The sequence below is a fragment of the Rhodococcus sp. ARC_M5 genome (assembly GCF_022810405.1).
Taxonomy (GTDB): domain Bacteria; phylum Actinomycetota; class Actinomycetes; order Mycobacteriales; family Mycobacteriaceae; genus Rhodococcoides; species Rhodococcoides navarretei.
On the sequence record NZ_JALGQE010000007.1, the window covers coordinates 142,396 to 168,217 of the forward strand.

Sequence of the window (25,822 nt, forward strand, 5' to 3'; positions counted from 1 at the left end):
TCCTCGAGCCTTAATGTACGAATTGGTGAATTAGCTCGACGGTACTACGCGTCCGCCTCGCGCCCAACCCTTTCGCCGGAACTGGCGCCGATAGAGTCGATCCATGTCCCCGCGCGCAACCGACACGTCCGACGACACCAGCGGACCCACCGTCAAACGTCGACGCAACAGCGACCTGACCCGGCACAACATCCTCGAGGTGGCCACCGAGGAGTTCGCGGACAAGGGCTTCGCAGGGGCGCGCATCGACGAGATCGCCCAGCGCACGCACACGACCAAGCGGATGTTGTACTACTACTTCACCGACAAGGAAGGTCTGTACAAGGCCGTTCTCGAGCAGTCGTACCTGCGCATTCGTGAGCGGGAACGAGACGTCGACGTCGAGGGCCTCGGACCGATCGAAGCCATTCGCGCCATCGCATCACTGACGTTCGACCACCACGAGGAGAATCCCGACTTCATCCGCCTGGTCTCCACCGAGAACATCCTGCGCGGCGAACACATCTCCACGTCCGAGGCATTGAGCAACCTCGGCAATCCCGCTGCGGAACTGCTGTCGAGAATCCTGACTCGAGGTCAGGCCGACGGGGTGTTCCGCACGGATGTCGATGCCCTCGACGTGCACATGACGATCAGCAGCTTCTGCGTGTTCCGGCTGTCGAACCGGTACACCTTCGAGGCCCTCTTCGGCCGCGACCTCACCGATCCCCAGCATCGCGAGCGTCTGCGCTCGATGCTCGGGGACATGATCATCGCGTACCTGACCTCGCCTTCTCGCTGATATTCACGCTGTCTCGGTAGGTCTCGTCACTTCAGGGGTTGACACGTGGCATGGATCACGTTCACTATTCAGAGGCACCCGGTGTTAACCATTTAGTACATTAGCGGTCCGATCGCCGTAGAACGCATCGTCGACCAGCGCCTACGCTCCCCCGCCTCACGAAGAGAGACACGAGAACGATGGATTCGCACACCCCTGGCACCCACCCGACGCCGCTTCGCCCCGGGGCGAACCCGCGCAAAGCGGCGACCGCCGCGTGGGTCGGAAGCGCCCTCGAGTACTACGACTTCTTCATCTACGGCACCGCCGCCGCCCTGGTGTTCGGCCGCGTGTTCTTCCCGGGCTCCAACCCGGCGACCGGAACCCTGCTGGCCCTGGCCACTTTCGGCGTCGGATACCTCGCACGGCCGCTCGGCGCACTGGTTCTCGGCCACATCGGCGATCGCCACGGACGCAAGAAGGTCATGGTCGCCACCGTCCTGCTGATGGGTATCGCCACCCTGGGCGTCGGCGTTCTGCCGTCGTACGAATCCATCGGCATCGCCGCGCCCATCATCCTGGTGCTGCTTCGGCTGTGCCAGGGATTCTCCGCGGGCGGCGAGCAGGCCGGCGCGAACTCGATGACTCTCGAACACGCCCCGGACGACAGGCGCGCGTTCTTCACCAGTTTCACCCTCAGCGGCACCCAGGGCGGACAGATTCTCGCCACCGCGGTGTTCCTGCCGGTCGCCATGTTGCCCGAGGAAGCACTGCTCAGCTGGGGTTGGCGAATCCCGTTCTTCCTGAGCGCTTTCGTCGTCGTCACTGCCTTCGTCATCCGCCGTTCGCTCGACGAGACCCCGGTCTTCGAGGAGGAAGTGGCCTCCACCGAACCCCAGCGCCTGCCCGTCGCCGAATTGCTCGGCAACCATCGCTCGGCCGTTCTCCGCGTCATGCTCGCCGCCGTCATCGCCTCGGTCAGCACGATCTTCACCGTCTACGCACTGTCGTACGCCGTGAACACGGTCGGTCTCGAACGCACCCCCATGCTGTGGGTCGGCGTTCTCGCCAACGTCGTCGCCCTCTTCGCACTGCCCTTCTTCGGTGCATTGTCGGATCGCATCGGACGCAAGCCCGTGTTCCTGTTCGGCTCGATCGGCTGCGCAATCCTGATGTTCGGCTACCTCTGGTCCATCTCGAGCGGCAACTACGTCCTCATCTTCGTCTTCGGCATCGTGATGTTCGGGTTCGTACACAGCGCCACCGGCGGCGTCTGGCCCTCCTTCTACGGTGAGATGTTCCCGGCCCGAGTCCGCCTGACCGGCACCGCCTTGGGAACCCAGATCGGTTTCGCCATCGCCGGTTTCGCCCCCACCATTGCCGGCGCGATCGCTGGAGCCGAGGTCGGTGCGTGGCTGCCCGTCGCGATCGTCACCGCGGTCTTCTGCACCATCAACGTCGTCATCGTTGCGACCTCGAAGGAGACCTTCCGCACCCCCACCGACGAGCTCGGTCTTCCGACGCGTACCACCGACAGCGCGCGCGTCGCGTCGGTCTGACCGAGATCGTGATCGACACACTTCGACCTGCAGCGGCGGGCACCTGGAGGGTGCTCGCCCTGCAGTATGCCCGTCGAACAGCAGTGCGCGGCAACCTCTTTCACCAACGCGACGAGCGCAGTGCAGAAAGCCAGGAGGTTGCCTACTACGTGTGGCTCGCACTCTCACAGACCCGCACCGTGCTGATCGACGCCGGAATATCGCCGGCCACAGCGGAATCGATCGACGGACTCGACTACTTCGGGTCACCGCTCCAGCTGCTCGGCGAGCTGGGACCGACTCCGGGCGAGATCGACACCTGCATCCTGACCCACCTGCACTACGACCACACCGGGGTCGTCGCGGACCTTCCGGCGGCGCGATACGTGGTGCAACGCCGAGAACTCGAGTACTGGAACGGGCCGTGGGCCGCTCGGATCACCCGCGAGCAGTGGCTGCATTCACGAGCGGACACCGATCACATCAGCTCTGCAGATCGCGGCGGTCGACTCGACATCGTCGACGGTGATCTGGAACTGTTCCCCGGGCTGTCCGTCCACGCCGTCGGCGGACATACCGCAGGCATGCAGGTGGTCAGAGCGAACACCCGCCGCGGCCCGGTGGTGGTGGCCTCCGACGCCAGTCATTTCTACGAGAACATCGAGGACGACAGCCCGTTCGCGATCCTGCATGCTCTGCCGGACATGTACGGGGCCTTCGACCGAATCCGGGAGCTCGCCGCGGGCACCGGCATCGTCGTGCCAGGCCACGACCCACTGGTGCGACGCCGATTTCCCGCCGTGCCCGACGCACCGGGCGCGCACGCGGTGATCATCGGCTGAAAACAGCGAGAAACGACGAATCCCCGACCTCGCGATGAGGTCGGGGATTCGTCGTTCAGCTGACGGATCGACGCGTATCAGGCGGACTTGTCGCGACGCTCCGGACGCTCCGGCTTGCGCGGCACGATGGTCGGCAGCACGTTGTCGTTGACGGTCTCTGCCGTCACGACGACCTTCTCGACGTCGTCGCGGCTCGGGATGTCGTACATCACCGGAAGCAGAACTTCTTCCATGATGGCGCGCAGTCCACGAGCACCGGTACCACGCAGAATCGCCTGATCGGCGATCGCTTCGAGGGCCTCGGAGGTGAATTCGAGCTCGACGCCGTCCATGTCGAACAGGCGACGGTATTGCTTGACGAGCGCATTCTTCGGCTCGGACAGAATCGTCACGAGCGATTCCTTGTCCAGGTTCGTCACCGACGCGATCATCGGCAGACGGCCGATGAACTCGGGAATCAGACCGAACTTGATCAGATCCTCCGGCATCACCTCGGCAAAGTGATCCTGCGTGTCGATCTCGGCCTTGGACCGAACCTCGGCTCCGAAACCGAGCCCGCGCTTGCCGACCCGATCGGACACGATCTTCTCGAGTCCGGCGAACGCACCGGCAACGATGAAGAGCACGTTGGTGGTGTCGATCTGGATGAACTCCTGATGCGGATGCTTGCGACCACCCTGCGGCGGCACGCTGGCCTGAGTTCCTTCCAGGATCTTGAGCAACGCCTGCTGCACGCCCTCGCCCGACACGTCACGCGTGATCGACGGGTTCTCGCTCTTGCGGGCGATCTTGTCGACCTCGTCGATGTAGATGATGCCGGTCTCGGCGCGCTTGACGTCGTAGTCCGCGGCCTGGATGAGCTTGAGCAGAATGTTCTCGACGTCCTCGCCCACGTAGCCGGCCTCGGTGAGGGCGGTGGCGTCGGCGATGGCGAAGGGCACGTTGAGCATCTTGGCCAGGGTCTGCGCGAGGTACGTCTTTCCGCACCCCGTCGGCCCGAGCATCAGAATGTTCGACTTCGCCAGTTCGACGGATTCGCCTCGCACGTCGCGCGCCTTGTCACCGGCCTGAATGCGCTTGTAGTGGTTGTAGACCGCAACGGCCAACGTGCGCTTGGCAGCGTCCTGACCGATCACGTAGTTCTCGAGAAAGTCCTTGATCTCGGAGGGCTTGGGCAGGTCGTCGAGCTTGACTTCGCTCGATTCGGCCAATTCCTCTTCGATGATCTCGTTGCACAGGTCGATGCACTCGTCGCAGATGTACACCCCTGGTCCCGCGATGAGCTTCTTGACCTGCTTCTGGCTCTTGCCGCAGAAGGAGCACTTCAGCAGATCGCCACCGTCACCGATGCGTGCCATTCGGAGGTTCCTACTTCCTTGTCCGCGTACGACCCACGCCGACCGGATGTGGCCGAAACCTTCGTGGGCTACTTCTCGGTCTGTCGTCATGCCGACTTCGGTCGACCGAGTTCTTGGATGCGACGGTACCCGTGTTCGCCGAACATGGGCGGGTTGTTTCCGGTGATTCGCCACCCGATTTCACCGAATGCAGCATTCGGGTCGTCGATCACGACCGCCGGGCGGAGTTTCACACTCGCACCCGGCGTTCGATCTTCTGCCGGACCGTTTCGTCCGACCGGTGGTACTCGCTCTGCTACTTCTGGGCAGAGAGCTTGCGGTACTCGAACACGGTGTCGATGATGCCGTAGTCCTTGGCCTGTTCCGCGGTGAGGATCTTGTCGCGATCGGTGTCCTTGCGGATGACGTCGGGATCCTTGCCGGTGTGGCGGCCGAGAGTGGTCTCCATGAGTCGACGCATACGCTCGATCTCGGCGGCCTGGATCTCGAGGTCCGAGACCTGGCCCTGGATGCCACCGCTGGACGGCTGGTGAATCAGCACACGCGCGTTGGGCAGTGCCGCACGCTTGCCGGGAGTACCGGCGGCGAGCAGCACGGCCGCGGCCGATGCGGCCTGGCCGAGGCAGACGGTCGCAACATCGGCGCGAACGTACTGCATCGTGTCGTAGATCGCCATCAACGAGGTGAACGAGCCACCGGGTGAGTTGATGTACATGGTGATGTCCCGGTCGGGATCGAGACCCTCGAGCACCAGCAGCTGAGCCATGACGTCGTTGGCCGACGCGTCGTCGACCTGAACGCCGAGGAAGATGATGCGCTCCTCGAACAGCTTGTTGTACGGGTTGGATTCCTTGACGCCATAGCTGGAGTGCTCGACGAAGGAAGGAAGGATGTACCGCGAGGACGGCAACTGGTTGGGATCGAACAGGTTTGTCATCGTTTCTCCAAGATGTGAGTGATCGAGGGTCGGGGTGCCGAGCGAGTTACTCGCCGACGCCGCCGGTCTGCCGCGCGCGGCTGACGACGTGATCCACGAACCCGTATTCCTTGGCTGCCTGCGCCGTGAACCACCGGTCACGGTCGGAGTCCTCGGTGATCTGCTCGACGGTCTGACCCGTGTGCTGGGCGATGAGTTCCGCCATCTCGCGCTTGGTGTGTGCGAACTGCTCGGCCATGATGGCGATGTCGGAGGCGCTGCCACCGATACCGGCCGAGGGCTGGTGCATCATGATCCGCGCGTGCGGCAGGGCGTAACGCTTGCCCTTGGCACCGGCGGAGAGCAGGAACTGGCCCATCGAGGCAGCCAGACCCATGCCGTAGGTCGCGATGTCGCACTCGGCGAATTCCATGGTGTCGAAAATGGCCATACCTGCGGTGACCGAGCCACCGGGTGAGTTGATGTACAGCGCGATGTCGCGGGTGGGGTCCTCGGCCGAGAGCAGCAGGATCTGAGCGCACAACTTGTTGGCGATGTCGTCGTCGACCTGGGTACCGAGGAAAATGATGCGGTTTTGAAGCAGACGCTCGTACACGGAGTCGCTGAGATTCAGCCCTGCTGCGGCCGAAGTCATGACGGGACTCTGCTCGTGCGAAGCCGCCGGATTCTGAACAGTCACGGTACCTGCCTTTTCCATAACAAATCGTTGGTTCCTGACACAGACACTAACGAAAGACGGCGGCTCCGGAGTCCCGGAACCGCCGTCGTTCGCTGTGAGCGTTACTTCTCTTGTTCGCCCTCGGAAGAATCTGCTGCTTCGACCTCGTCGGGAGCATCTGCCGGGCTGCCGAACAGCTCGGCGGTGTCGACGCTCGCGCCGGTGGTGTCGGTCACGGTGACGCGCTCGACGACGGAGGCCAACGCCTTACCGCGCTTGACATCGGCGAACACGGCACCGAGCTGGTTGGCCTGCTGGACCTGCTGAATGAACTGCTCGGGCGGCATGCCGTAGCGCTGCGCCTGGAAGATGATCCGCTCGGTGAGCTCTTCCTGCCCGACCTGCGTGTTCTCGGCCTCGGCGATGGCATCGAGAAGGAGCTGGGTGCGCACCGACTTCTCGGCACCTTCCTTGACGTCCTTGTCGAACTCCTCGCGGCTCGAACCCTGCGACTCGAGCAGCTCGGCGAGTGCCTCCTCGTTGTGGTCGAGGCCGTGGATGGCCTCGTGCACCTGGGAATCGACCTCGGCCTTGACGACGGCCTCGGGAGCCGGAATCTCGAGGGTCTCGAGCAGCGTCTCGAGCACCTTGTCGCGGATCTGACCGGCCTGCTCGACCTTCGCGACCCGCTCGACGCGCGTCCTCAGATCGGCGAGCAACTCGTCGAACGTGTCGAACTCACTGGCCAGCTGGGCGAACTCGTCGTCGGCCTCGGGCAGCTCGCGCTCCTTGACGGAGACGACCTTGACCGTGACGACGGCTTCCTTACCTGCGTACTCACCGGCGACCAGAGTCGAGGTGAACTCCTTCGACTCGTCTGCCGAGACGCCGATGATCGCGTCGTCGAGTCCCTCGATGAGCTGGCCGGAGCCGACCTCGTGGGACAGTCCGCTCGCGGTTGCCTCGTCCACGTTCTCGCCGTCGACAGTGGCCGAGAGATCGATCGAGACGAAGTCTCCCGACTGGACCGGACGGTCGACACCGGTCAGGGTGCCGAAACGCTGGCGCAGCGACTGCAGCTGCTCGTCGACGGCCTCGTCTTTGATCTCGAGGGGATCGACGACGACGCTGATGGTCGAGTAGTCGGGCAGGTCGATCTCGGGGCGGACGTCGACCTCGGCGGTGAACGTGAGCTCGGTGCCGTCCTCGATCTTGGTGATCTCGATCTCCGGCTGACCGATGACCTTGACCTTCTCGTTGGTCACGGCCTCGGAGTAGCGGGAGGGAAGAGCGTCGTTGACGACCTGCTCGAGTACGGCACCACGGCCGACACGTGCCTCGAGCAGCTTGGCCGGAGCCTTACCGGGACGGAATCCGGGGAGGCGGATCTGCTGAGCCAAAGCCTTGTACGCGCGGTCGAAATCAGGCTTGAGCTCCTCGAAGGGCACCTCAACGTTGATACGGACTCGCGTCGGGCTCAGCTGCTCGACGGTGCTCTTCACGGGACATGCTCCTTCTGGTGATTCTTGATTGCTGGTGGTTCCGGCGTGCGGTCTTGCCTCGCTCGCCACGAGCACGGTGAGCCGTGCCCGCGGCCCTCATCTGTCGGGGTGACAGGAATTGAACCTGCGACCCTCCGCTCCCAAAGCGGATGCGCTACCAAGCTGCGCCACACCCCGTCGTACGGACACCATTGAACAGCAACCGATAGTAGCCCCTCATGGGCGCCCCACCCATGACGTCGGGCCGGACCGGTCGCAACAGGCCGGTTTGGAATCCGGCGACCGCTTTGGGTACAGTCTTGAAACGCAGGCGACGGAACTGGCGATCCCACGACTGTTGTTTGCATGCCGATGTAGCTCAATGGTAGAGCCCCTGTCTTCCAAACAGGCTACGCGAGTTCGATTCTCGTCATCGGCTCCACCGAATAGCCCCGCACTCGTGGTGCGGGGCTTTTTCGTGTCCGCGTACCCTGGATGGTGTCCGAATTGTCCGTACCAACCGGACATGCATCGTCGGCGGAAGGCCTGCAGTGGAAATAATCCTGATCGTTCTCGTCGTAGCCGCAGTGGCCCTGCTGGTGCTGCGCAGCAAGAAGAACTCGGCTGCGGCGGCCGAAACCGCGCTGGCCGACGCCAAGGCCGATGCCCGTCAATCGATCGAACGCCTCGGTGGGCAGGTCTACAACCTGATCGGCACCGACACACCGTCCAAGCAGGCCCTGGCCGACGCGTCCGAACGCAACATCGCTGCCGGTTCGCAGATCGACCAGGCCACTACTCCCGAACAGGCTCGGCTGGCCAAGCAGACCGCCCTGGAGGGGCTCTACTACATTCGCGCTGCTCGACTCGCCATGGGAATGGATCCAGGGCCGGAGATCGCCGGCATCGACGGGCAGCAGCAGGCGGGTCGCGTCACCGAGGATCGCAAGGTCGACTTCGAGGGCCGCGAGATTGCGGCGTCACCGGATCCCTCCGATCGCACTCCGAACTACTACCCGGGCGGCCGCGTCGCGGGCCGTCCGGTGCCCGCGGGCTGGTACTCCGAGCCGTGGTGGCGTCCGGCCCTCGTGGCCGGTGCCTGGGGAATGGGTTCGATGTTCCTGTTCTCGGCGATGTTCTCCGGCATGGCCGGGGTACCTGACGAAACCGCAGCCGGAGGCGACATGGGAGCCGACGGTTCAGACGGGGGTTCGGGCGAGGACATGGGCGGCGACACGGACTTCGGTGCCATGGACGACGGTGGCGGCATGGACTTCGGCGGCGGCGACTTCGGCGGTTTCTAGGTCGCCTGACAGACCGGGCACCAGAACAGGTTTCGAGCCTGCATCACCGAGTGCAGGATGTCGGCACCGCACACGCGGCAGGGATAACCCTGCCTGCGGTAGACGTAGGAGCGAGGCCTGCGCGCACCGTAGGTGTCGCCGTGATCGTCCTCGGGCCGGATGGTGATGATGCGACCGCGTCGGACACCGATCTTCATCAGTTCGACGAGGTCGAACCAGATGGCGTCCCACTCGGATCGGTCGAGGTCCTTACCCGGCCGCATCGGGTTGATCTCGTGGCGAAACAGAATCTCGGCGCGGTAGACGTTCCCGACGCCGGCGAGCACTTTCTGATCCATCAGCAAGGTGCCGATTGCGGTGCGCGACTTGGAGATTCGCGCCCACGCACGATCCGGGTCGGCGTCCTTACGCAGTGGATCCGGCCCCAGGCGCGCCACCAGGGCGTCGACCTGTTGTTCGGTGTAGATTTCGCAGGCCGTCGGGCCGCGCAGGTCGACGCCGTACTTCTCCCCCACCATGCGCAGCCGCACGGCACCCACCGGATCGTCCAGCGGTACAGCCTGTTCGGTGAACTTTCCGTAAAGACCGAGATGGATGTGCACGATCAGATCGGACTCGTATCGGTGCAGCAGGTGTTTGCCCCAGGCCTCGGCCGTCTCGAGCACGAGGCCGTCGATCAGCGCGGCACCGGAGGTGAACCGCCCCTGTGGGCTGCTCGCCTCGACCGGTGCCCCGCCGAACCGACGTTGATGCAACCGAGCGAGTCGGTGCAGGGTGTGGCCTTCGGGCACCTACGCGGGCTTTCCGGGCACCTCGGGCGCCTCGCCGCTGCGCTCGTACTCGGACAGGATGTCGACGCGGCGCTGGTGGCGCTCCTCACCCGAGAACGGGGTGCCGAGGAAGGCGTCGACGATGGCGAGGGCCTCGGGCAGAGTGTGCATGCGGCCACCGATGCCGATGAGCTGTGCGTCGTTGTGCTCACGGGCCAACTTGGCGGTCTCGACGCTCCACGCCAGCGCGCAGCGAGCGCCCGGCACCTTGTTGGCCGCGATCTGCTCGCCGTTTCCCGAACCGCCGAGCACCAGCCCGCGGCTACCCGGGTCGGCGACGACGCGGCGTGCTGCGTCGATGCAGAACGCGGGGTAGTCGTCGACGGGGTCGTAGTCGAAGGCACCGCAGTCGACGGGCTCGTGCCCGGTCGCCGTCAGGTGTTCGATGATCTGATTCTTGAACTCGAGGCCGGCGTGGTCGGCACCCAGGTATACGCGCATGCCTAGAGTCTGACAGGTGAACTCCGAAGCCGAGAAATTCGCCGGTGTGGACGGTGCCAAAGGTGCGTGGGTGGTCGCGTCCATCGACGGCACGACGCTCACGTGGACCGGGTGTTCCTCCGTGGCAGAGGTGTTGGAACACACGAGGGACCACGCGCGAGTGGGCGTCGACATGCCGCTGTCGTTACCCGAGAGCGGCTACCGCGTCAGCGAACTGGAGGCGAAGCAATTTCTGGGTACCGCGCGCAGCTCCATCTTTCACACGCCGGTCGTCGACGTGCTCGCTGCCGAGTCGTATCCCGAGGCGTGCGCCGTGTCTCGGCAGCTCACCGGCAAGGCGATCAGCAAGCAGACGTGGCACATCCTGCCGTCCGTGAAAGCGTGGCGCGATGCAGACTTCGATCGAAACAGATACGTCGAGGTACATCCCGAATGCTCGTTCCGGGCGATGTCGCCGACAACGGAGTTCTCGTCGAAGAAGACCGGCCGCGGTGTCGGACAGCGGTTGGCGGCGCTGCAGCGGTGGAGCCGGCAGATCGATCTGGCAGACCTGCCGAGCGGGCCGGCCGTCGACGACTTCCTCGACGCGGCCGCAGCGGCGTGGTCGGCGCGACGTCTTCACCTCGGCGAGCACCGAGTGTTCGGCACCGCCGACCCGTCGGACCGCATCGTGGCCTGACTCCCCCGTGCATGAAAGCCGCACTCCTGCTACGAATTCCATGCACGAGGGGTGGGGCGATCAGTCGAACTGCGGATCCTCGTTGCGGGTGCGCTTGAGCTCGAAGAAGTGCGGGTACGACGCGAAGATCACCGACGCGTCCCAGAGCTTGCCTGCCTCCTCGCCACGCGGGATCCGGGAGAGCACAGGTCCGAAGAAGGCCACCCCGTTCACGTGAATGGTCGGGGTGCCGACGTCGGGTCCGACCTTGTCCATACCCGCGTGATGGCTGGTCCGCAGGTCCTCGTCGTAGTCGGTGCTCTCGGCGGCCTTCGCCAGGTCACCGGGCAGGTCCAGTTCCGCCAGCGATTCCGCGATGACGACGTCGAAATCCTTGTTGCCCTCGTTGTGAATTCGCGTTCCCATGGCCGCGTACAGCGGGGCGAGGATGTCGTCACCCTTCAGCTTGGCTGCGGCGATCGCCACGCGCACCGGGCCCCACGCCTTCTTCATCATCGCTGCGTACTCCTCGGGCAGGTCTCGGCCCTCGTTGAGTACTGCCAGGCTCATGACGTGGAAGTTCACGTCGATGTCTCGCACCTGCTGCACCTCGAGAATCCACCGCGAGGTGATCCAACACCACGGGCACAGTGGGTCGAACCAAAAATCCGCAGTGTCTTTCTGTCCTGAACCGGCCACTGTCCTACTCCTTGGAATTCGAGGTCAACGTCTCTTCATTGCGTAACAACCGCCCACCGCGCAGACATTCCGCAGGGCACGTCGGCCAGCGCGGGAGACGCGTGACGTGATGGGATGGAAGGCACTACCCATAACTACACGAAGAGGTGTCGACTGAAGTGGTTGCTCCCAACCTGACGCGTGACCAAGCCTCCGAGCGATCGGCGATCATCGGGGACACGAAGTACGCGATCGTTCTCGATCTCACCGACGGCGAGGGCAATCCGGGCGAGAAGACGTTCCGTTCGCTCACCACCATCACGTTCACGGCCACCGCCGGAGCGTCGAGTTTCGTGGACATCATCGCGGCCACGATCCGCTCCGCGACGCTCAACGGCACCGATCTCGATATCGCGAACTACGACGAGTCGACGGGCATCGCGCTCGAGAATCTGACCGAGCACAACGAACTCGTCGTCGATGCGGACTGCATCTACTCCCACACCGGCGAGGGACTGCACCGCTTCGTCGACCCGTCGGACGGCTCGGTGTACCTGTACTCGCAGTTCGAGACCGCCGATGCCAAGCGCATGTTCGCCTGCTTCGATCAGCCCGACCTCAAGGCCACCTTCGACCTGAAGGTCACCGCTCCCGAGAGCTGGACAATCATCTCCAATGCCGCGCATGCCGCGGAGCCTGCCGCCGGCGAGCACGTGTTCGACACGACACCGTTGATGAGCACGTACCTCGTGGCGCTGATCGCCGGACCGTACGCGGAGTGGACCGACTCGTACACCGATGATCACGGCACCATCCCGCTCGGACTCTATTGCCGTGCATCGCTTGCCGATCACATGGACGCCGAGCGCCTGTTCACCGAGACCAAGCAGGGCTTCGGTTTCTACCACGAGAACTTCGGCACTCCGTACGCCTTCGGCAAGTACGACCAGCTCTTCGTGCCCGAGTTCAATGCCGGTGCGATGGAAAACGCCGGTGCCGTCACGTATCTGGAGGACTACGTCTTCCGGTCCAAGGTGACACGCGCCTCGTACGAGCGTCGCGCCGAGACCGTGTTGCACGAGATGGCGCACATGTGGTTCGGCGACCTGGTCACCATGACGTGGTGGGACGACCTGTGGCTGAACGAGTCGTTCGCCACGTTCGCATCGGTGCTGTGCCAGTCCGAGGCCACCGAGTACACCAACGCGTGGACCACCTTCGCCAACGTCGAGAAGGCCTGGGCCTACCGCCAGGACCAGTTGCCGTCGACGCACCCCATCGCCGCCGACATTCCCGACCTGGCCGCAGTGGAGGTCAACTTCGACGGCATCACCTACGCCAAGGGCGCGAGTGTGCTCAAGCAGCTGGTCGCGTACGTGGGCAAGGAGGATTTCCTGGCGGGATTGCGGGCCTACTTCGTCGACCACGCCTTCGGCAACGCGACCTTCTCCGATCTGCTTACCGCCCTGGAGAAGTCTTCGGGTCGAGACCTCTCGGACTGGGGTACCCAGTGGCTGCGCACCACCGGCCTCAACACCCTGAGCCCGGACTTCGACGTCGATGCCGACAATAAGTTCACCCGCTTCGCGGTCCGTCAGACCGGCGCGGCACCGGGTGCAGGCGAGCACCGAGTCCACCGTATCGCGGTCGGCATCTACGACGATGTCGACGGCAAGCTGGTCCGCACCGATCGCGTGGAACTCGATCTCGACGCAGCCGAATCGACGAATGTCGATGCGCTGGTAGGTGTCTCACGAGGAAAGCTCGTGTTGGTCAACGACGACGACCTGACGTACTGCGCGGTGCGACTCGACCCCGATTCGCTCGAGACTCTCCTGAGTCGTATCGGCGACATCGCCGAGCCCCTCCCCCGCACCCTGGCGTGGTCGGCGGCCTGGGAGATGACCCGATCCGCCGAGATGAAGGCGCGCGATTTCGTGGCGCTTGTTCAGCGCGGAATCGGCGGCGAGACCGAAGTGGGTGTGGTGCAACGACTTCTGCTCCAAGCCCAGACCGCCATCACCAGCTACGCCGACCCGGCGTGGGCGGCCGAACACGGTACCCCCGAGTTCGCCGACGCATTGCTCGAGCTGGCCCGCGGGGCCGAGGCAGGCTCGGATCATCAGCTGGCGTTCGTCAATGCTCTCACCGGCATCGAAATCGGCGATCGCCACATCGAGGTACTGCGCGCCCTGCTCGACGGTGATGCCGACGGCCAGGGCCTGTCCGGCCTCGGTGTCGACACCGATCTGCGGTGGCGCGTCGTCACAGCACTGGCCGCAGCAGGAGCCATCGACTCGGACGGGCTCGAATCTCCGGTCATCGACGCCGAAGCGGACAAGGACAACACCGCTGCCGGGGCACGATCGGCTGCGGCGGCACGGGCTGCACGTCCGAGCGCCGAGGTCAAGGAACAGGCGTGGACCACGGTGGTCGACGACGACTCGGTACCGAACATCACGGCGCGCTCGATCATCGGTGGATTCGCCGGACCCGGCCAGGGCGAACTGCTCGAACCGTACGTCGCCCGCTACTTCGAAGCCATCGAGGGCGTCTGGGCGCGTCGTTCCAGCGAGGTCGCGCAGACCGTCGTGATCGGGCTGTACCCCTCCTGGTCGATCAGTGAAGAGTCGCTCGCTGCCGCGGACGGGTTCCTCGACGGCGAACTGCCGCCGGCACTCCGTCGCCTGGTGATCGAGGGACGGGCCGGCATCGTGCGAGCTCTCGCAGCGCGGGAGTTCGACGCGAGCTGATCGGTACTGCACTACGACGAGGGCCGGTTGCTCACCGACAGGTGAGCAACCGGCCCTCGTTGTATCCGGTCCGGCGGGGCTAAGGCCTCAGAATGGATGCTGCCATCACCCGCACGGCGGCCACCAGGCCGTCGATGAGGTTCCCGTCTCGGAACGGTCCGAGCGCAGCGGTGACACCCAACTGTGCGACCCGGTCGGTGGCCCGGTTGGACACTCGCTTGCCACTGCGGATCTCGAGAGCGTGCCGATTGGGATCGACCGCGATCAGGACCGAGCGCACGGCATCGGGCGTTCCGGGGAACACCGAGTCCGCTCCCGCAGCCGGATCGGCTCCGAGGTCACCGATGTAGACGTTGAACCGGATCTTGGTCTGCCGAATCGCCTGGGTCAGAGCGTCGTCGAGAGCAACCAGATCCTGAGTCGCGAACGGAAGATGCTCGGGATTGACGGTTCCGAACTCGTGAGCGGCCGAAACACGGCCGCTCCCGGTCAGGGCAGCCCCGAACGGCAGGTCTTCTTCCCGTATGTCACTGCGGACGAGTTCACCACTTGCCACTTGCAGCACCTCCGATCGAGTCGGCTGTGTCGGCGTCGTGCGATCCGTGGCCCCCGAATGGAGTCACCTCGTCCGTAGCGCTCCACAGCAATGGCTCGCGCGTCCACTCGTCCGTCAGTCGGTAGGGAGGTACGTCCATACCGGGCTGCTTGTCGGTCAAGTAGGACAACGCGCCGATGAGTCCGATCACCGCAACCGGAATCACCCCGAATATCAGCGTGGTCTCCAAAATGCTCACAGGGTGTGACGTTAGTCGACAATTGCGCGTCGGACCACGTCGGGGCCGGTGTTGTGACCGAAATGTGCGAACACGATTCGGTCAGGCAGCGCCTTCACCGAGATACGCCAGCCAACTCGGGTCCAGCTCTTTCGTGGTCGCCAACAGGCGCCAGTGCGGACCCTTCGGCGGCACCAACTGGGCGCGCAACGTCCAGCCGATCTCGCTGAGCAGTTTGTCTGCCTTGCGATGATTGCACGAGGCGCAGCACGCGACGCAGTTCTCCCACGAGTGGCCACCGCCCCGGCTACGCGGCACCACGTGGTCGACCGTCTCGGCCTTGCTTCCGCAGTACGCGCACCGGAACCGGTCGCGGTGCATCAGCGCGGCTCGCGTCATCGGCACTCGTGCCCGATACGGAACGCGAACGAACGTCCGCAATCTGATCACCGACGGCACCTGCACCGAGAAGTCCGCGGACCGGATGAACGGACCCACCGGGTCGTCGTGCACCACATCGGCCTTCCCACAAACGAGAAGAACCACCGCCCGGCGCATCGGAAGCGCGGTCAGTGGCTCGAATGTGGCGTTGAGGAGCAGCACACGGCGCTTGACCCACGCCGGCACGGCGTCGTCGACCGTGGCAGCGTTGGCCGTCGGCACCACACGCAGCGGAGAAGCCCCCGAGGCCGTCTCACGCTGGTCATGCGTGGTGCGGCCCACAGTGGGCGGGAGTTGTCGATGACGGTGTTGCGAGTTCTTCATGCGTTGCTCCAGAGACAGTCGGCGCCCGCGCATGGCTTGCGTGGAACACGAGTCACAGTGGAACACGAATGCACCGCCCGCGCACAGCCTTTTTCGTCGCATTTTCTGTTGCCGATCGGTGAACATTTCGCTTCCTCGTTCTCACCGATAGAGGAACGGCGGCCCCATGCGCTGCGTGACTGGCGAGATCTTCACGTCTCCGTAGACTCTTCGGGTGTCTGTCTCAACCTTTCTGTCCGCATCGTCCCTTCCGCAACCGTCGCTGCTACGAGAGCTCGACACCCGAGCCTTCGAGCTCACGGACACCGGGCGCGACTGGCTGGTCGATCGGCCGCTGCAGATTCTCGGCTATCTGGCCCTAGCCATCGTGATACGCCTCGTTCTGCACAGAATGATCGCCCGCTTCACCCGCAACGAGGTCGGCAAGTCTCCGATGCTGCTACGACCGCTCCGCGACCGATCGTCGAGCACCGTCCAAGGCGCGATTCTCAACGAACGTCGGAAACAACGGGCCAACACGATCGGCTCGGTGCTCAAGTCGGCAGTGTCGGTCATGATCCTGACCTGGTTCCTGCTCTCGGTTCTCGATGTCATCGGCATCAACGTCGCACCCTTCATCGCGTCCGCGGGGATCGTCGGCGTGGCCCTCGGCTTCGGTGCCCAGAACCTGGTACGAGACTTCCTGTCCGGCATCTTCATGCTGCTGGAGGATCAATACGGAGTGGGCGATGTCGTCGACCTCGGCGAGGCCACCGGAACCGTCGAGAGCGTGGGTCTACGTGTGACGACGATCAGAGATATCAACGGCACGGTCTGGTACTGCCGTAACGGCGAAGTACTGCGTGTGGGGAACATGAGCCAGGGCTTCGCGGTGGCGGTTCTGGATCTGCCCGTCTCGCACACCGCGAACATCGAAGAAGCCTGCGAGGTGGCCGAACGCACCACTCTGGAGTCGGTGAAGTCCGGCGACTTCGAGAACGACATTCTCGAACCACCCGAAATGCTCGGAGTCAACGGTGTCAGCGCCGACACCGTCACCATCCGCATCACGATCAAGACGCGGCCAGGACGCCAATGGGCCGTCCAGCGCCGCATTCACAAGGACATCCTCGAGGCCTTCGTCGACGCCGGCATCAAGGCACCCTATGCACTGGGACGCCCGGGTGGGGTCGCAGCCGAGCCCGGCTCCTGAGGGACAATGGTCGGTAGCGACGCCGACCGGAGCCCGCCGACGACCCCAGAAGAGAGAGTGTGATGACCGAACCGCAGCAGACGTTCTACGACGCGGTAGGCGGTGCCGAGACGTTCCGGTCACTCACGGCGAAGTTCTACGAGGAAGTCGCCAAGGACGAGATAGTGCGGCCGCTGTACCCCGAGGAGGACCTGGCACCAGCCGAACGGCGGATGCGGATGTTTCTCGAGCAGTACTGGGGCGGTCCGAGGACCTACTCCGATGAACGCGGCCATCCGCGACTGCGCATGCGCCACAACCCGTTTCGGATCGGTCCGATGGAACGAGACGCGTGGCTTCGATGCATGCACATCGCGATCGCATCGATCGACCCGCAGGTCATGGACTCCGCGCATCGAGCCCAGTTGACCGACTACATGGAGATGGCCGCGAATTCGATGGTGAATTCGGCGATCTGACTACCGCGAACGGCAGTGGCTACAGAGATCCGACGCGTTGCGGGCTCTGTCCACCGACGGCGGCTCTGAGCTTGCCCACGCGAACTCGCACGGAGCCGGCGACCTTCAGCGCAAAACTGACAGGTCCGGGCAGATGCTGGCGCAGGATGGCGTGCTTGCGCACGTAGTCCTGCACGTGCCACTCCGACCATGTGCCAGCACGGAACAACGCGGCATCGCCTGCGACAAGGGTGCGCGGCGCATGGTCGTCACTCGAGACGGTCACCGAACCGTCCATGATGTGCACGATCTCGTCGACGGCGAAGAACCAGCGGAAACGCCCGGCGGTGCAGTCCCACACGTTGGTGGTGGTGGTGCCGTCGATGCTCCTCGACCACTCGGCCATCCGGGCGTGTGGGGTGCCTTCGAGGATCCAGGACGGCTCGATGGGGCTGTCGTCGAGTGCGATATCGCCGAGCCGTACGGCTTCGATGGCCGATGTGGTCATGGTGTCCGTCGCGTCCTCACAGTCGGGCGCGGCATCCGCCGCTGCTGGCTTCCGAAGCCGAACATACAACACTTTCCCAACGAACCGGCACGTGTCGGTCATGTGAATGAGCACAAAGCTTTACTCACCCTTGACCGACAAGTCCGGCTTTCGGCAGACCCCAGCGCCCCTGAATCGTTCCGCGGCCGATCGTTTGGCACTATTGCCCCTTGTGACCGATCCGATCGAACGCTCCGAACTGCTGTGGTGGCAGGACGCCGTCTTCTACCAGATCTACCCCAGGTCGTTCGCGGACTCCAACGGTGACGGCATCGGTGACCTCGACGGAATTCGAGACAAGCTCGGCTACCTCGAACTGTTGGGTATCGACGCGATCTGGATCGGGCCCATCACGCGCTCGCCCATGGCCGATCACGGGTACGACGTCTCCGATCCCCGCGACATCGACCCACTGTTCGGGAGCCTGGAGATCTTCGACGCACTGGTCGACGAAGCTCATGCGCGCGACATCAAGGTCACGATGGATCTGGTCCCCAATCACACCAGCATCGAGCACCCGTGGTTCAGGTCTGCCCTGACCGCGCCGCGCGGTGGTGCCGAGCGTGCCCGCTACATCTTTCGAGACGGGCGTGGGCACGACGGTTCGCAGCCGCCGAACAACTGGCCGAGCATCTTCGGCGGTCCGGCCTGGACCCGTGTCACCGAGCCCGACGGCTCACCGGGCCAGTGGTATCTGCACATCTTCGCGCCCGAGCAGCCGGATCTGAACTGGAACAATCCCGAGGTGTTCGAAGACTTCGCCCGCACACTGAGATTCTGGCTCTCCCGCGGTATCGACGGCTTCCGACTCGACGTGGCGCACGGAATGGCCAAGCCGGCAGAGCTGGACGACATGAGCCTCGAACTGAACGCGTTGATGAAGAACGACGACGACGATCCTCGGTTCAACAACCCGCGGGTGCACAACCTCCATCGACGCATCAGAGCGGTGATGGACGAGTTCCCCGGAACGGTGACCGTCGGCGAGATCTGGGTGCAGGACAATGTTCGGTTCTCCGAGTACATCAGGCCCGACGAGCTGCACCTGGGCTTCAACTTCCGGCTGGCCAGTGTCGATTTCGATGCCGAGACCATCCGCGATGCCATCGCCAATTCACTCGCCGCGGTCGAACTCGTCGACGGGACGCCGACGTGGACGCTGTCGAACCACGACGTCGAACGTGAGGTCACCCGCTACGGCGGTGGGGACCTCGGGCGGGCGCGCTCCCGCGCGATGATCCTCGTCGAATTGGCGCTTCCTGGAACGATATTCGTGTACAACGGTGCCGAACTCGGGCTGCCCAACGTGCAGCTGCCCGAGAGCGCGTTGCAGGATCCGGTGTGGGAACGATCCGGGCATGCCGAGCGAGGCCGCGACGGCTGCCGCGTGCCGATGCCGTGGGAGGGCCACACCCCGCCGTTCGGATTCTCGACCACCGATCGAACCTGGCTGCCGATGCCGCCGGAATGGGACGGCTGCACTGCCGAGGCGCAGCTGGAGGACGTCGATTCGATGCTGAGCCTGTACCGCACCGCCTTCGAGTTGCGGGCCCTGCGACCGGAATTCACCGGATCCGGGATCGATTGGTACGGAGCGCCTCCCGGCTGCCTGGCGTTTCGTCGACGCGGCGGCCTGATCTGCGCCCTGAACGCGTCGGACGAGGCGATCCCGCTACCTCCCGGCGAGCTACTGCTGGCCAGTGCTCCCCTGGTGGACGGCAGGCTTCCGGCACACGCGGCCGCCTGGCTGGTCTAACGCTCCACTGTCAGCGACAACTGCTGCCCCGCACGGCGAGCGAACACGGAGCCGTAGCGGGCGTCGAGGCGTAACCACACCTTCGAGGCCCGCACCCGCACCACCTCGTCGGCTGCGATCCGATCGGGGTCGACATCGATCGTCAACGGGTCGTTCCCGCTATGTGGCACGAAACCCATTGCGGTCAGGGCGAACACTGTCCGCATGGAAATCGAGACGTCGTCGGCCTCACCCGTGACGTGCAGAACTTCCTGTTCGAGCAGCGAACTCGGCGGACCGTGACTGCTGCCGTGTTCCTTCGCCAGTGCCGCGCCGCGTTGCGCGAGACCCACGAGCACCCTGGCGGGCACATCGTCGATGTGGCCGAATCCTCCGTCGGGCGGTAGCGCGCCGCGCCATGCGGAGTCCATCGAGAATCCCGGGTCGATCACACCGTCGGTTGCCTGCTCCACAGCTGCAGCCAGTACGTCGGCACCGGCGCTCGTGTCGTCCGGAACCACGGTGCCGGTGATGACTCGCGCAGCCAGAGCATCGAAACCGGTGATAGCCCAACAGGAGACACCGCCACCCGCTCGGGTCCGCATGCGGATCACCGCGGCCTCGTCCAAACGCAGCGCTCTGGCACAGAACGTCGCCAGGTTCTCTCGCTCGACCGCGTCGGGGACGGTCAATACGCGCTCATACACGCTGCCAGCTCACGAGAAATTCGCGCTCCTCAGGGGTGAGGCGGCGCAACCGCTGCGCATCGATATCGAACGCTGCAATCTGCGTCGACGCCACCACGGCCGCAGGCGTGTCCAGCGACGCACCTCGGGCCCGGACCTCGTATCCGACGACGAAGTCCACCGCCCGTACCGAGTCGATCCACATGAAGACGTCGAGGGGGCCGTCCTCGTGCCGCAGTTGGCCTCGATACTTGACGTGCAGATCCGCGATCACCGCTCCGTGGCGCAGGTTCGCCGTCGGCCTGCCGTCCACCAGCAGCCACGGGATGCGTGCCTCTTCGAGCAGAGTGACCATCCGGGCATGGTTGATGTGTTGATACACGTCCATGTCCGACCACCGCACATCCACGGTGGCGTGGAAGCCCACTCGCTCGGTTTCGGGTCGTTTGTCGGACAGATGGGCGTCGGGCACACTCACGCGGTCGTTCCCTCTTCTCTATCGAACGTCGTCGGTTTCGGCTCTTGCGATGTGGTGCCTTCAGTCAGGGCACCATGTTGCGGACCTGCCGGGCAGCGACCGACAGGGTCGCCAGGTCGAGGGTTCCCGACTCGGCGATCTCGGTCAACGCCGCCCGCGACCTCGCCAGCCGAGACGAGTTGGTCGACTCCCATTCCGCGATCTTCTCCGCCACCGACTCGTCCGGCTCACCCCCGGCCAGTACGGCCTGCGTGATTCCCCGCAACGACGAATACAGATCGTCACGAAGAGCCAAGCGCGCCAACGAATGCCAGCGGTCTCCGCGGGCCAGCTTGGACACCGCGGTGAGCAACCAGTCGATGCCGATGTGTGCGTCCAGGGCGAAGTAGAGCTCGGCGACCTCGGCCCCGTCCCGGTCGACGATGTCCGCGATATCGATGATGTCGAGCAGGCAGTACACATCGAGCAATCCGTAGATCCGACGAGCCAGCTCGGCCGGCGCGCCGCGTTCGATCGCCGCGGCCGACCTCGAGTCCAGGTCGCTCGCCTGATGCCCGGAGATCCACGTCGACACCGACGGCTGCAATGCACGCACCTGCCCGGCGTACCGACTGATCTCCGCGCCGACGGCCAGCGGCTGGGGACGGTTGGCGAGCAGCCAACGCGAGACACGGTCGAGCATGCGGCGCGATTCGAGCAACAGTTCGGCCGAGACCGCAGTCGGCACGTCCGCGGCCCTGATCGAGTTCCACACCTCGTCGAGTCCGAAGATCTCGGTAGCGGCCGCGAACGCGCGGATGGCATCGGTGCCTGCTGCACCCGAATCCTCGGTCAATCGGTACGGGAACGTGATTCCGCCGCAGTCGATCGCCTCGTTGGCCAGGGTGGTGGCGACCAGTTGCCGCCGTAGTGGATGCGCGGTGATCGCATCGGCAAACGGCTCTCGCAGCGGCTCGGGGAAGTACTTGGGCAAACGCGGGGCGAAGACGTCGCTGTCGGGCAGCTCACTGCCCAGCAGCTCGGCTTCCAACGCGAGCTTGACGTGCGCCATCATCGTGGCGAGTTCCGGCGAGGTCAGTCCTCGACCGTCCTGCTTCCGCCGTCGTAGATCCGCCTCGGTCGGCAGTGCTTCGAGCTCGCGGTCGAGGCCTCGGCGCACTTCCAGATCCTCGATCACCCGACTGTGCACGGTGACGAGGTTCGGAGCGTCGAACCTGGAGGTGCCCAGCAGCTCGTTCTGCATGATGTTGTCCCACAACACCAGTCGGCCCACCTCGTCGGTCATGGACGCGAGCAGCTCGTCCCGATCCTCGCGCGCCAGGTTGCCGTTGGTGATGGCCGTTTCCAACAGGATCTTGATGTTGACTTCGTGGTCGGAGCAATCGACTCCCGCGGAGTTGTCGATGGCGTCGGTGTTGATCTTGCCCCCGGCCGCGGCGTATTCGATGCGGCCCAGTGCAGTGGCACCGAGGTTGCCGCCCTCCCCCACCACCGCAGCGCGAACGTCGATCCCGTCGACCCGAACCGCGTCGTTCGCCTTGTCACCGACCTCGGCGTTGGTCTCGGTGGACGCCTTGATGTAGGTACCGATTCCGCCGTTCCACAGCAGATCGGCCGGTGCCCTGAGGATCGCGTTCACCAGCTCCGGCGGGGACAGGGACTGGACCGAGTCGTCGAGACCGAGCGCGGCACGTGTATTGGCACTGATCGGGACCGACTTGCGGGTGCGCTCCCACACTCCGCCGCCCGCACTGATGAGCGAGGTGTCGTAGTCCGCCCACGACGACCGCGGCAGTGCGAACAACCGTTCCCGCTCGGCGAACGAGGACTCACGCTCGGGGTCGGGATCGAGAAAGATGTGCCGGTGATCGAATGCGGCGAGCAGGCGAATGTGCCGGCTGAGCAACATGCCGTTGCCGAACACGTCACCGCTCATGTCGCCGACGCCGACGACGGTGAAATCCTGGCTCTGCGTGTCGATTCCGAGCTCACGGAAGTGGCGCTTGACGCTCTCCCACGCGCCCTTGGCGGTGATGCCCATGGCTTTGTGGTCGTAGCCGGCCGACCCACCCGAGGCGAAGGCGTCACCGAGCCAGAAGCCGTACTGCGCGGCCACGTCGTTGGCCATGTCGGAGAACGTCGCGGTGCCCTTGTCGGCAGCAACGACGAGATAGGTGTCGTCTCCGTCGCGGCGGACGACGCCGGCGGGCACCGTCACCGTTCCGGTGGCACGGTCGAGGTTGTCGGTGATGTCGAGCAGCCCGGCGATGAACAGTCGGTAGCAGGCCTTGCCTTCCTCGGCATGGGCCTGCCGATCTCGGTCGGCGTCACCGGTCACGACAGGTGGCCGCTTGACGACGAATCCACCCTTGGCTCCGACCGGCACGATGACGGCATTCTTGACCATCTGGGCTTTGGCGAGTCCGAGAATCTCGGTGCGGAAGTCCTCACGACGATCGGACCAGCGCAGTCCGCCGCGGGCCACGTCCCCGAACCGAAGGTGCACACCTTCGACGCGGGGCGAGTACACGAAGATCTCGAATTTCGGCTTCGGCTTGGGCAATTCGGCGATCGACTGCGGATCGAATTTGAGCGAGAGGTACTCACGATGTTCGCCGTCGACACCCACCACGAAGTAGTTGGTTCGCAGGGTTGCACGGATCAGCTCGAACATGCTGCGCAGGATTCGGTCGGCGTCGAGGCTGACGACCTCGTCGATCAAGTCCCCCAACTGGGTGCCGATCGACTGCGCGTTCTCCTCCGAGCTGGCAGCGGGATCGAACTGCGCCTCGAAGAGGCCGACGAGCAGTCGCGCGGTGCGCGGATGCGTCAGCAGAACACCTTCGATGTTGAACTGACTGTAGGGAAAACCGGCCTGGCGCAGATACTTCGCGTAGGCGCGCAACACCACTGCCTGCCGCCAGTGCAGGCCGGAGCGCATGACCAGCTCGTTGAACCGGTCCGCCTCGGCCTCGCCGCTCCACACGGCCGCGAACGCGTCGGTGAACCGGTGCTGCACTCGGCTCTCGCGATCGGCGGTGCCTGCCTCGGACAGCTCCGCGTCGATGTCACCGTCGATTGCCGAGCGCAGCATCTCACGTGAGGCAGAGAGCCCGAAATCGTATATCCAGCAAGACATTCCGTCCGGCCGCACCACCGGGTACGGCCGTTCGTCGTCGACCTCGACGCCGAGGCTCTGCAGGATCGGCAGCACCTGCGACAGCGAGACACCCGCGCCGCCGATGTACAGCGAGAACCGCCAGCTGCCCACGGCGGACTGCTCGTTGCGGTAGAGCTGCATGTCGATCGACTCGTCGCCGAGCCCTTCGAGGCGAGCGATGTCGGTGACGGCCCGAGCCGGACTGAAGTCCTGCTTGTAGGCCTCGGGGAACGCCTCGGTGTAGCGCTGAATACGCAGCGGGTCGACGGTGCGGTCGAGCGAGACGGCGTCGCCGAGGGAGTCCTCCCAGGTTCGCGTGGTCTCGGTCAGAGCCGCCTCGATCCGAGTGATGTCCTCTGCCGTCAGTTCCGTCGAGGCTGTTCCCGGCGTGCGTCGGACGGTCACGTGCAGCAACGCCAGATCCGATTCCGTGACCCGCGCCGTGTAATCGAGTGAGGTACCGCCGAGTTCGCGGAGCAGCCGATCCTGAATGGCGAGGCGAACGCGGGTGGTGTAGCGATCTCGCGGCAGGTACACCAGTGCGGAGACGAACGAGCCGCTCGCATCGGGACGGACGAACAGCTTGACCTTGCGCCGACGGCCCAGTGCCAGAACAGCACTCGCGGTCTCGAACAGCCAGGCCGCCGAGGTGGCGAACAGTTCCGAGCGCGGCATCGACTGCAGCACTTCGAGCATGGCCTGACCCGAGAAGGATCCGAGATCGTGGCCGGCCCGGGCGATCACCGATCGCACTCGACGCTCGATCACCGGAATGTCGAGCACGTTCTCGTGCAGCGCCGTCACGGTGAACACCCCGACGAAGCGGTGTTCGGCGGAATTCTCGGCGTCGAGCACACTCACGAAGTACGGGTAGACGGCGCGGTGCACCGTGGCCGGACTCGCTCCCTGTGTCAGGGCGACCAGATCTCGCCGACCGATCGGTTCCGAGCCGTGCACGTCGTGTGCCGCGTCCCGCAACACACCGAGGCTGCTCGACTCCACGCCGGTGGCCGTCCGTGCGGCGTCGACGCCGTCGATCCGGTACCGGCGGTACCCCAGCAGCGTGTAGTGACCATCGCCGAGCCAGCGCAGCAGGGCGGCCGCATCGCGATGCTCGACTGCGATGTCGGATTCCGCATCACCCGCCCGCTGAGCCGCTCCGTCGAGAAGATCGGCCACTTCTGCCTGAACTCGACGCATGCGATCGGTGTCGCCGACCACCTGACGCACGTCGGCCAGTACGCGGCTCGTCTCCGTCTGCAGGCGTGCGACGGCGTCCTCGGATGTGGAGGAATGAAGCTGAACGTGAATCCAGGACTCGCGTGCTCCATCGGCGATCAGGCCGGTCAGTTCGCCGTCGGCGTCGCGAGCAACCGACAGGATGGGATGCACCACGTCGGTGTATTCGATGCCGAGTCGGGAGAGCAGCGAGATGATCGACTCGACGAGGAGCGGCATGTCGTCGGTGACGATCTGCAGGTAGCTGCCGGCCGCCCGATCGGCCGTCGAACCGGATTCGCTCGGTCGGTGAACCGCTACGTTCGCAGTCTCCGGCCGGCGCTGCGCGGCCAACAGCACGTGCCGGCGAAAGGACGTGGTGCCGGGAGAGTGTGCGGACGCCCCGACGGCGGCGGTGTCCACGTGCTCGAAGTACTCGGCTTGCAGGGATGTCAGCTCGGCCAGGAGTCGGTCGTCGAGCCCGTCGGCCCAATCGTTGTCGGGCAGGTCCAGCGAGCGTGACATGGTGTTCGAGTACTCCCTCGTGAGGATTTTCCCGACGGCCGTCGATCGCCGGTCGTCGATGACTACTC

At 64.8% G+C, this 25,822-nt stretch carries 23 protein-coding genes and 2 tRNA genes; 10 read left to right on the forward strand and 15 right to left on the reverse strand.

What is annotated here, in order from left to right; genetic code table 11:
• Positions 1–103 precede the first annotated feature (103 nt).
• From MTX34_RS13215 to MTX34_RS13225, 3 genes are all read left to right on the forward strand, one after another.
• Entirely contained in the window at positions 104–781 is a 678-nt protein-coding gene (locus MTX34_RS13215; protein ID WP_243609723.1) for a TetR/AcrR family transcriptional regulator, read from the forward strand.
• A 179-nt stretch (positions 782–960) separates the two neighbouring features.
• Complete coding sequence (locus MTX34_RS13220; RefSeq protein ID WP_243609724.1) at positions 961–2,319, forward strand: MFS transporter; 1,359 nt, start codon at positions 961–963, stop codon at positions 2,317–2,319.
• A gap of 8 nt (positions 2,320–2,327) precedes the next feature.
• Positions 2,328–3,140 (forward strand): N-acyl homoserine lactonase family protein, encoded by an 813-nt coding sequence (locus tag MTX34_RS13225; RefSeq protein WP_243609725.1) that lies wholly within the window; start codon positions 2,328–2,330, stop codon positions 3,138–3,140.
• Between the two features lie 77 nt (positions 3,141–3,217).
• On the opposite strand, the gene clpX is transcribed toward MTX34_RS13225, so the two are convergent.
• The 5 genes from clpX to MTX34_RS13250 form a co-directional block, all read right to left on the reverse strand.
• Positions 3,218–4,498, reverse strand: a complete 1,281-nt coding sequence (clpX, locus tag MTX34_RS13230) for an ATP-dependent Clp protease ATP-binding subunit ClpX (protein WP_027497577.1) — start codon at positions 4,496–4,498, stop codon at positions 3,218–3,220.
• Positions 4,499–4,793: 295 nt separating this feature from the next.
• Positions 4,794–5,435 carry an ATP-dependent Clp protease proteolytic subunit gene (locus MTX34_RS13235; RefSeq protein ID WP_008715342.1) on the reverse strand — a complete coding sequence of 214 codons (642 nt, stop codon included), beginning with the start codon at positions 5,433–5,435 and terminating at the stop codon, positions 4,794–4,796.
• Positions 5,436–5,481: 46 nt separating this feature from the next.
• On the reverse strand, positions 5,482–6,132 hold the full coding sequence (locus MTX34_RS13240) for an ATP-dependent Clp protease proteolytic subunit (RefSeq protein ID WP_279393219.1): 651 nt from the start codon (positions 6,130–6,132) through the stop codon (positions 5,482–5,484).
• 83 nt (positions 6,133–6,215) lie between these two features.
• The gene (gene tig / locus MTX34_RS13245; RefSeq protein WP_243609726.1) at positions 6,216–7,595 is read right to left on the reverse strand and encodes a trigger factor; all 1,380 of its coding nucleotides are present in this window, start codon (positions 7,593–7,595) and stop codon (positions 6,216–6,218) included.
• A gap of 103 nt (positions 7,596–7,698) precedes the next feature.
• Positions 7,699–7,772 (reverse strand) — tRNA-Pro (locus MTX34_RS13250).
• Between the two features lie 170 nt (positions 7,773–7,942).
• Between MTX34_RS13250 and MTX34_RS13255 the strand changes: the two genes are divergently transcribed.
• Together MTX34_RS13255 and MTX34_RS13260 are read left to right on the forward strand one after the other, a co-directional pair.
• Positions 7,943–8,016, forward strand: a tRNA-Gly gene (locus MTX34_RS13255).
• Positions 8,017–8,125: 109 nt separating this feature from the next.
• The gene (locus MTX34_RS13260; RefSeq protein ID WP_243609727.1) at positions 8,126–8,878 is read left to right on the forward strand and encodes a DUF1542 domain-containing protein; all 753 of its coding nucleotides are present in this window, start codon (positions 8,126–8,128) and stop codon (positions 8,876–8,878) included.
• Here MTX34_RS13260 and MTX34_RS13265 read toward each other — a convergent pair.
• A complete protein-coding gene (locus MTX34_RS13265; RefSeq protein WP_243609728.1) occupies positions 8,875–9,669 on the reverse strand; it encodes an Fpg/Nei family DNA glycosylase in 795 nt (264 codons plus the stop codon). The genes MTX34_RS13260 and MTX34_RS13265 overlap by 4 nt on opposite strands.
• Positions 9,670–10,149: a ribose-5-phosphate isomerase gene (locus MTX34_RS13270; protein ID WP_243609729.1), complete on the reverse strand. Its 480-nt coding sequence runs from the start codon at positions 10,147–10,149 to the stop codon at positions 9,670–9,672.
• 16 nt (positions 10,150–10,165) lie between these two features.
• Here MTX34_RS13270 and MTX34_RS13275 point away from each other — a divergent pair, with 16 nt between their 5' ends.
• Complete coding sequence (locus MTX34_RS13275) at positions 10,166–10,828, forward strand: DUF429 domain-containing protein (protein WP_243609730.1); 663 nt, start codon at positions 10,166–10,168, stop codon at positions 10,826–10,828.
• A 60-nt stretch (positions 10,829–10,888) separates the two neighbouring features.
• On the opposite strand, the gene MTX34_RS13280 is transcribed toward MTX34_RS13275, so the two are convergent.
• Positions 10,889–11,506, reverse strand: a complete 618-nt coding sequence (locus MTX34_RS13280) for a DsbA family protein (RefSeq protein WP_243594082.1) — start codon at positions 11,504–11,506, stop codon at positions 10,889–10,891.
• 158 nt (positions 11,507–11,664) lie between these two features.
• On the opposite strand from MTX34_RS13280, the gene pepN reads away from it, so the two are divergent.
• Complete coding sequence (gene pepN, locus MTX34_RS13285) at positions 11,665–14,238, forward strand: aminopeptidase N (protein WP_243609731.1); 2,574 nt, start codon at positions 11,665–11,667, stop codon at positions 14,236–14,238.
• Positions 14,239–14,317: 79 nt separating this feature from the next.
• Here pepN and MTX34_RS13290 read toward each other — a convergent pair whose 3' ends face one another.
• From MTX34_RS13290 to MTX34_RS13300, 3 genes are all read right to left on the reverse strand, one after another.
• Positions 14,318–14,794, reverse strand: a complete 477-nt coding sequence (locus MTX34_RS13290) for a DUF5130 family protein (RefSeq protein WP_243609732.1) — start codon at positions 14,792–14,794, stop codon at positions 14,318–14,320.
• The gene (locus tag MTX34_RS13295; RefSeq protein WP_243594085.1) at positions 14,781–15,032 is read right to left on the reverse strand and encodes a hypothetical protein; all 252 of its coding nucleotides are present in this window, start codon (positions 15,030–15,032) and stop codon (positions 14,781–14,783) included. Before MTX34_RS13295 ends, MTX34_RS13290 begins: the two co-directional genes overlap by 14 nt.
• Positions 15,033–15,113: 81 nt before the next feature.
• The gene (locus MTX34_RS13300; protein ID WP_243594086.1) at positions 15,114–15,776 is read right to left on the reverse strand and encodes an HNH endonuclease; all 663 of its coding nucleotides are present in this window, start codon (positions 15,774–15,776) and stop codon (positions 15,114–15,116) included.
• Between the two features lie 232 nt (positions 15,777–16,008).
• On the opposite strand from MTX34_RS13300, the gene MTX34_RS13305 reads away from it, so the two are divergent.
• Positions 16,009–16,968 carry a mechanosensitive ion channel family protein gene (locus MTX34_RS13305; RefSeq protein WP_374639614.1) on the forward strand — a complete coding sequence of 320 codons (960 nt, stop codon included), beginning with the start codon at positions 16,009–16,011 and terminating at the stop codon, positions 16,966–16,968.
• Between the two features lie 62 nt (positions 16,969–17,030).
• Complete coding sequence (locus tag MTX34_RS13310) at positions 17,031–17,426, forward strand: globin (RefSeq protein WP_243594087.1); 396 nt, start codon at positions 17,031–17,033, stop codon at positions 17,424–17,426.
• A 19-nt stretch (positions 17,427–17,445) separates the two neighbouring features.
• Here the strand turns inward: MTX34_RS13310 and MTX34_RS13315 are convergent, their stop codons facing one another.
• On the reverse strand, positions 17,446–17,913 hold the full coding sequence (locus tag MTX34_RS13315; protein WP_243594088.1) for a cupin domain-containing protein: 468 nt from the start codon (positions 17,911–17,913) through the stop codon (positions 17,446–17,448).
• Between the two features lie 211 nt (positions 17,914–18,124).
• Between MTX34_RS13315 and MTX34_RS13320 the strand changes: the two genes are divergently transcribed.
• Complete coding sequence (locus MTX34_RS13320) at positions 18,125–19,708, forward strand: glycoside hydrolase family 13 protein (protein WP_243609733.1); 1,584 nt, start codon at positions 18,125–18,127, stop codon at positions 19,706–19,708.
• Here MTX34_RS13320 and MTX34_RS13325 read toward each other — a convergent pair.
• From MTX34_RS13325 to MTX34_RS13335, 3 genes are all read right to left on the reverse strand, one after another.
• Positions 19,705–20,394, reverse strand: coding sequence for a hypothetical protein (locus MTX34_RS13325; protein ID WP_243594090.1), 690 nt, complete (start codon positions 20,392–20,394; stop codon positions 19,705–19,707). The genes MTX34_RS13320 and MTX34_RS13325 overlap by 4 nt on opposite strands.
• Positions 20,387–20,851 carry a thioesterase family protein gene (locus tag MTX34_RS13330; protein ID WP_308198106.1) on the reverse strand — a complete coding sequence of 155 codons (465 nt, stop codon included), beginning with the start codon at positions 20,849–20,851 and terminating at the stop codon, positions 20,387–20,389. Before MTX34_RS13330 ends, MTX34_RS13325 begins: the two co-directional genes overlap by 8 nt.
• 64 nt (positions 20,852–20,915) lie before the next feature.
• Complete coding sequence (locus MTX34_RS13335) at positions 20,916–25,754, reverse strand: NAD-glutamate dehydrogenase (protein ID WP_243609734.1); 4,839 nt, start codon at positions 25,752–25,754, stop codon at positions 20,916–20,918.
• Positions 25,755–25,822 lie beyond the last annotated feature (68 nt).

Excerpts from the sequence above, each read along its gene's own strand:
- MTX34_RS13215 (WP_243609723.1), top strand. The coding sequence starts at position 104 with ATGTCCCCGCGCGCAACCGACACGTCCGACGACACCAGCGGACCCACC.
- MTX34_RS13220 (WP_243609724.1), top strand. The coding sequence starts at position 961 with ATGGATTCGCACACCCCTGGCACCCACCCGACGCCGCTTCGCCCCGGG.
- clpX (WP_027497577.1), bottom strand. The coding sequence starts at position 4,498 with ATGGCACGCATCGGTGACGGTGGCGATCTGCTGAAGTGCTCCTTCTGC.
- MTX34_RS13235 (WP_008715342.1), bottom strand. The coding sequence starts at position 5,435 with ATGACAAACCTGTTCGATCCCAACCAGTTGCCGTCCTCGCGGTACATC.
- MTX34_RS13240 (WP_279393219.1), bottom strand. The coding sequence starts at position 6,132 with ATGGAAAAGGCAGGTACCGTGACTGTTCAGAATCCGGCGGCTTCGCAC.
- MTX34_RS13270 (WP_243609729.1), bottom strand. The coding sequence starts at position 10,149 with ATGCGCGTATACCTGGGTGCCGACCACGCCGGCCTCGAGTTCAAGAAT.
- MTX34_RS13300 (WP_243594086.1), bottom strand. The coding sequence starts at position 15,776 with ATGAAGAACTCGCAACACCGTCATCGACAACTCCCGCCCACTGTGGGC.
- MTX34_RS13310 (WP_243594087.1), top strand. The coding sequence starts at position 17,031 with ATGACCGAACCGCAGCAGACGTTCTACGACGCGGTAGGCGGTGCCGAG.
- MTX34_RS13315 (WP_243594088.1), bottom strand. The coding sequence starts at position 17,913 with ATGACCACATCGGCCATCGAAGCCGTACGGCTCGGCGATATCGCACTC.
- MTX34_RS13335 (WP_243609734.1), bottom strand. The coding sequence starts at position 25,754 with ATGTCACGCTCGCTGGACCTGCCCGACAACGATTGGGCCGACGGGCTC.